We start from the raw sequence: 6,000 nt of genomic DNA on the forward strand, positions 1-6,000 counted from the left end.
TCGTGTTGTGGGAGGATTCGGAGCGGCTGGGTCCGCATCGACGCTCGCGGCGGCCAGCGCCGCCGGGCAGGAATGAGTTCGCAGTTCGCCGCTCGGTGCCAGCCCGCACCTTCGGCGATTGGAAAGATCCGCCGCCCGGCTTTGTTGAGCGCATTCGGGCACGTCTTCGTCAGGGAGCTTCGTGCAGACGATGGTGCTGACCGGATTGCCGCCGGCTGGACCGATTGCATTCCGCTCCGCACGCGCGACAGCGGCAATGTGATCATGGCGATCAAGCAGGCCCGCTCCCGGTTTCGCTGACCCTGTGCTGCTGTTTGCCGGCATCCGCCCGCACAGGAAGAGCTTGTAAAAGTGCGGAAATCGAGGAGCCGTTGGTCGTCGATCTTCAGCCTGAACGCGGTCGTTTGCTGGTGCCGCAAATCGGCTGTTGCATGTACATCCCTGTCAGACGTCAGTTTTCCTCGCCTATTTTGGTGTCGAGCGCGAAGTGCTCCAACCAGATTGCAAGGCTTTTTGGAAATGAGAGCGGCTTTGCGCAGGGCGCTCCGTTGTTGAGCATTCAAGCTACCAAGCCAATGACGCGCAGGTTCCACCAGGCTCGCCAGCCTTGAAGGACAGCGAAAAAAGCAGAGCACGACAGACACAACAGTGCATCAGGACGCCGCAGTCGTTGAAGATGGTGCGCTGCATCCATACCGTGGATGCATTCGATCCAAATAATCGATTTGTTCAATCAGTTTCTCGAAAGCTAACCCTACCCTCTGTGGGAATCGGGCTCTGAGCCGCGACGCTGCCTTGCGAGCGCAGGGGCTGCACGTAGGAGAGATGATGCAACGAGAAATCGCACGCGGGTTGCTGGCCTCGTGGGTTCGCCGACCGGCGTATTTGAGCCCGTCAGTTGGTCCTCACCCGCGCCTATTGCCACCGAGCGACTTGCATGTCCCTCCGACTCGGACCAGTTCCGAGAGCTGCGACGAGTTGCGCGCCGTGTGCTCCGATCAGATGGCCGCCGGTGACGCGTTCGATGGGCCGTCCCTCTTCGAGAGGAGATGAAATGCGAACGCTGCTCGTGGATCATCATGCGGATCTTGCGCGCGCCATGCGACTTGCGCTCGGGGATGGCGGCTTCGTCGTTGATGTCGTTGGTACTCTGGAACTGGCTTCGAGTGCATTTTCTTGCGCCAGCTATGAAATTCTCCTGCTGGAATTGGCTCTGCCAGATGGCGATGGCTTGGGTTGGCTGAGGCAGTTGAGGACCCACGGGCATTCAGTTCCTGCCGTCATTATGAGCAGCCTTAACGATCTCGATAAGCGAATTGCGATCTTCAACGGTGGTGCGGACGACTTTCTGCTCAAACCCATCTCTACCGATGAGCTTATTGCCAGAATGAGAGCCATTCTGCGCCGGGCGACACAGATGACCGACCTGAGGCTCGTATTTGGCAATCTCGACTTTGATCCGGTCGCCCGCCAGGTTTTCGTTGATGGGCACCCAATGATGATCGCACGTCGCGAACTCTGTGTTCTAGAGCACCTGCTTAACCGGGCAGGCCGCATCGTGCCCCGTGCGCAATTGGAAGATCACCTCTATTCATTCAACGACGACGTGTCTGCCAACGCGCTTGAAGTCGGAATTTATCGTTTACGGGGACATCTGACCAGATCAGGTGCAACGCCACGGATCAAGACCATCCGAGGCATTGGTTACATCCTAGAATTGACTGACGCCTCGTCCGCATAGTTTGTCGAATCGAAAGAAGATCTATTTTGCTGATCCTTCAACATCCTTGCGCTGCGCTCAATTGGCGGGCGATCGCCAACAAGGTTACAAGACCTGCAGTGCCCCGTTACCTGGGCCATCTCCTCTGCGCGCTTATTGTGACTTTCCCACTTGGTGTCGCGGCGCAAAACAAGCAGGACAAAGGCCCGCCGCATGCGGCTTCGAATAGCATCAACGCCACGCTGACCCTTTCCTCTTCGCTCGGGGAGACCGTTCATCTGCCCGGGCCAGCCACGACCATCTTTGTTGCTGACCCCACGATCGCGGATTTTCAGGCGCCATCGAGCAAAACAATCTTCGTCTTTGGCAAGAAATCGGGGCGGACCAGCCTATTCGCCTTGGATGGCAATGGCGAGCCTCTCGCCGAATTGCGTATCGTTGTCACGCAACCGATCGGGGATTTACGCGCCATGTTGCGGGAGCAGGTCGGCGACTATCCCATCCGCGTCAACTATACGCCGCGCGGCGCAATCCTTAGCGGGACGGCGCCCGACGCAGAGGTCGCCGACACCGCAAAAAGAGTCACTGAGCAATATCTGGGCGACGGAGCGCAAGTCGTCAACAACATCAAGGTCGCTGGATCCCTGCAAGTTAACCTCAGCGTGCGCGTAGCCGAAGTCTCACGCAGCGCCATGAAGTCACTCGGCGTCAACTTGTCCGCCTTCGGTCAAATCGGCAATTTCAAAGTGGGCGTTCTAAGCGGAAGCGCTGCAAGCGCTGGGTCTGGTTCAACCCAGGGTGGCGGTACAGCAGAAATCGGATTCGACAACGGTGCCGTCAACGTCAGCGCGGTTCTCGACGCGCTCGCCAAGGAGCATATAGCTTCCGTCCTGGCTGAGCCGAACCTCACCGCTATGTCGGGTGAAAAGGCCAGCTTTCTCGCGGGCGGCGAATTTCCCATTCCTGTCCTGCAGGAAAACAGGCAGGTATCGGTTGAATTCCGTCACTTCGGCGTCAGTCTGGAATTTGTGCCGACAGTTCTCAGCAACAATCAAATCAACATTCACGTAACGCCCGAAGTCAGTGAACTGTCGACGCAAGGTGCCGTGCAAATCAACGGAATTTCCGTGCCGGCAGTTTCCACGCGCCGAGCCGATACGGTCGTCGAACTCGCCAGCGGCCAGAGCTTCGCAATCGGCGGTCTAATCAGGCGGAACGTCAACAATGATGTCAGGGCCTTTCCCTGGCTCGGAGAACTGGCGATCCTGGGACCGCTTTTTCGCTCGACCTCGTTTCAAAAAGAGGAGTCAGAACTGGTCATTCTAGTTACGCCTTACATTGTAAGACCAGGCTCCAACCCAAACCAGATGAGCGCACCGACCGAGCGGGCGGCACCGGCTTTGAACGGAGGGGGCGCTCCGACGAATTCCGTGACAAGTCCCCCGCGAGACCGCGCTGCTATCCGTGCGGGCGCGCCAAGCGCCCAGGGCGGTCTCGGCTTCATCATCGAATAGTGTCATCCAAAGATGTTGCGTTTTATAATCCTCTTTGTCGCTCTGGCACCAAGCGTAAGTGGCTGCACAAGCACTACGCCAGTTGATGTCGAACCATCGGCACCAATGCTTGTCCGAGAGGAGACCACCGTCCTGACGTTGCAAAGCCTGCGCGCTTCCGAACGGCAGCGTTTGCGTGTTTTCCTAGACAAGGCCAGTCGCGGCCGGTTCGATGCCATCCACCTCCTCATCAGCGGTTCGCCCCAGCTCAGCGCAGGGGTAGCCCATCAGGCCAGGCAGTTGGCAATCGAAGAAGACAACATTCAATTGCGCGATCAACACGACGCCGGCTCAGTGCGAATTGAGGCGATTGTCTATCACGCCCGTCCGCCGGTCTGTCCCTCATATGGTGCCTTACCCAATGAAGAATCCTTCAAACAGCCGCTTGGTTGTTCGACAGGACATAACCTGGCCGTGATGGTCAACGATCCGCGCGATCTGCTCGACAATCAGGCCGTCAAGGCCGGCGATGGCGATCGTGCTTCTGTACCAGTTGCAACTTACAGAACATTCGGGACGGATAAAGGTGGCTGATACCGCCCTTATCTCGGCAGCACTCCTACCGGAGATTGAAAGCTTCCAATCGCGTCCTGATCTAAAATAAAAGGAACCGCTGGATGCAATATAGGCGCTATATCGAGGGCCTTAGGGCCGTTGCTGTACTTCCGGTCGTACTCTTTCATTTCGGAATTTCGGCGATCCCGGGTGGCTTTAGCGGGGTCGATATCTTCTTCGTCATCTCCGGCTACCTAACCAGCGGAAGCCTCCTGGATGACCTTGAACGCGGCCAATTTTCCATCGTCAACTTCTACTGGCGCCGTGCCCGGCGCATTCTGCCGGCGCTCGTCTTTGTGATGCTTCTCACCTGCATTGCGGCATTGTTCATTCTTCTGCCACCGGATCTGCGCGGATTCAGTCTTAGCATCATAGCTACCTCGACCTTCTGGTCGAACGTTTTCTTCTGGAAAACGTCAAGTTACTTCTCTATCGATGCCGCGCTTCTACCACTGTTGCACACTTGGCCGCTTTCCGTAGCGGAGCAGTACTACATCTTCGCACCAATCCTGATGTTCCTAATCTATCGCTACATCGGGAAGCGCTGGCTGACGACACTTCTTCCGATAATTCTCTGCAGCTTCGTAGTGGCGGTGATGGCGACATCGCTGGCACCCACCGCCGGATTCTATCTGCTGCCGACCCGAATCTGGGAACTCATGTTGGGCGCCCTGCTCATGCTCAAATGCCCCTCGCCGCTGGGCAACCGACTCCTGATGGAGTCGGTGGGGGTGGCCGGATTTGGCCTTCTCGCCATCGGGTTCTTCGCGATTTCGGCGAGTGATCCGTTCCCAGGCTACAACGCCTTGTATCCATGCATCGGAACGGCCCTTCTGATCTATGTTGGCCAAAATACCCCCTCGACGGTCGCCACCCGCATGCTCGAAGTCAGGCCGCTGGTCTGGATTGGGCTCATCTCGTATTCGTTGTATCTTGTTCACTGGCCTCTCAATGCGTTCGCGCACTATCTTTCGTTCCAAAAACTCGATCCGTTGATGACCGGTGCGATGTTGGTGGCAAGCCTCGCATTGGCTGCATTCTCCTGGAAGTTTGTAGAGCAGCCGTTTCGACAGAAGAGGGCCTTCACCTCCCCGGGGCCTATCTTCGCCTTTTCAGCGCTCGCGATCGTTGTCCTTTGTGCCGGCGGAGCGGCGGGGGCGCTCGGCAACGGCTTTCCGCAACGGTTTCCGGACTATGTCCAGCGGCGCATTTCCGTCGGGGACTGGAGGAATGGCATCTGTTTCAACGAGGGCACCAGCCGGATCGAAAGCTGGAATATGGAGGATTGCACGCGCACCAGCGGTTTTCCAACAACGGTTTTTTTGTGGGGCGACTCCTTCGCCGCGCACTATGTTTCCGGCTTGGGTGCTAACATAAATCGATTGCAGGCGAACATCGTTGAATATACGTACGCCAGCTGCGCGCCGATACTCTATTACTACCCGTACGATCGTCTTGATTGTGTCCGGTTCAATCGCAAGGCCTTGGACGTCATCTTGGAAGCGGACATCAAGACGGTTATCCTCAGCGGTAGATGGAGTGACTATGAGGTCAGAGGTTTCGACGGTCTTCAGCAAACAATCGCTACGCTTCGTGCCCTGGGCGTGCGCGTGTTTGTCATCGGCCAGTCTCCGCAGTTCCCAACTGACGTCCGGAAAATTGCGTTCTTCGCCAAGCGCCAAAATCTGGACGATACGTCCTGGCCGATCGCGATGGACCCCGACGTCAACGAACGTGTGCGCTCATTTACCAAAGGCGCCACATTCATCGATCCGCTGAAATTCCTGTGCAGCGCAGGACGCTGCGCCTATTTCGATAGAGGAGAGTTTTTATATTTCGACTATGGTCATTTCTCTTCAGCCGGCGCCACACTGGCAATCTCGAAATACTGGCCGGCTTTTGGCAAGGACAATGCTCTTCCTAAGACGAAGTAGCGGCTCAGCGGCTGACAAGCACCAGTACGGGTCCCAGTGATAGCTCCTGCTTCCGCAGCAGCCGCGACGATGGAGCTGTTCAGGTTTAAGGCCCCCCGATAGTGACCTAGGTGTGGAGCTTCAACAGGTTGTCCTCGATCAGGGCGAGGCGACTGATAGGCGTTTTTGACTTTAGGCTGCCATGTGGACGATGCCAATTGTATCTGTGCAGCCAGACAGGCAGTTCGGCGGCACGATG

Annotated in this window: 4 protein-coding genes and 2 pseudogenes; 5 read left to right on the plus strand and 1 reads right to left on the minus strand. The window is 57.0% G+C overall.

Going from position 1 to position 6,000, the window contains the following annotated elements; genetic code table 11:
* Positions 1-80: 80 nt before the first annotated feature.
* From EOA16_RS33215 to EOA16_RS16475, 5 genes and pseudogenes are all read left to right on the plus strand, one after another.
* Positions 81-249: pseudogene (locus EOA16_RS33215) on the plus strand (transposase); the annotation flags it as partial.
* A gap of 805 nt (positions 250-1,054) precedes the next feature.
* Complete coding sequence (locus EOA16_RS16460; RefSeq protein WP_063169262.1) at positions 1,055-1,741, plus strand: response regulator transcription factor; 687 nt, start codon at positions 1,055-1,057, stop codon at positions 1,739-1,741.
* A gap of 71 nt (positions 1,742-1,812) precedes the next feature.
* Positions 1,813-3,234, plus strand: a complete 1,422-nt coding sequence (locus EOA16_RS16465) for a type II and III secretion system protein family protein (RefSeq protein ID WP_063170365.1) — start codon at positions 1,813-1,815, stop codon at positions 3,232-3,234.
* A 12-nt stretch (positions 3,235-3,246) separates the two neighbouring features.
* On the plus strand, positions 3,247-3,807 hold the full coding sequence (locus tag EOA16_RS16470) for a CpaD family pilus assembly lipoprotein (protein WP_063169261.1): 561 nt from the start codon (positions 3,247-3,249) through the stop codon (positions 3,805-3,807).
* Between the two features lie 83 nt (positions 3,808-3,890).
* Positions 3,891-5,762 carry an acyltransferase family protein gene (locus tag EOA16_RS16475; RefSeq protein ID WP_063169260.1) on the plus strand — a complete coding sequence of 624 codons (1,872 nt, stop codon included), beginning with the start codon at positions 3,891-3,893 and terminating at the stop codon, positions 5,760-5,762.
* 106 nt (positions 5,763-5,868) lie between these two features.
* Here the strand turns inward: EOA16_RS16475 and EOA16_RS16480 are convergent.
* Positions 5,869-6,000 (minus strand): annotated as a pseudogene (locus EOA16_RS16480) (IS481 family transposase); the annotation flags it as partial.

The organism is Mesorhizobium sp. M7A.F.Ca.US.008.03.1.1 (assembly GCF_003997495.1).
Taxonomy (GTDB): Bacteria; Pseudomonadota; Alphaproteobacteria; order Rhizobiales; family Rhizobiaceae; genus Mesorhizobium.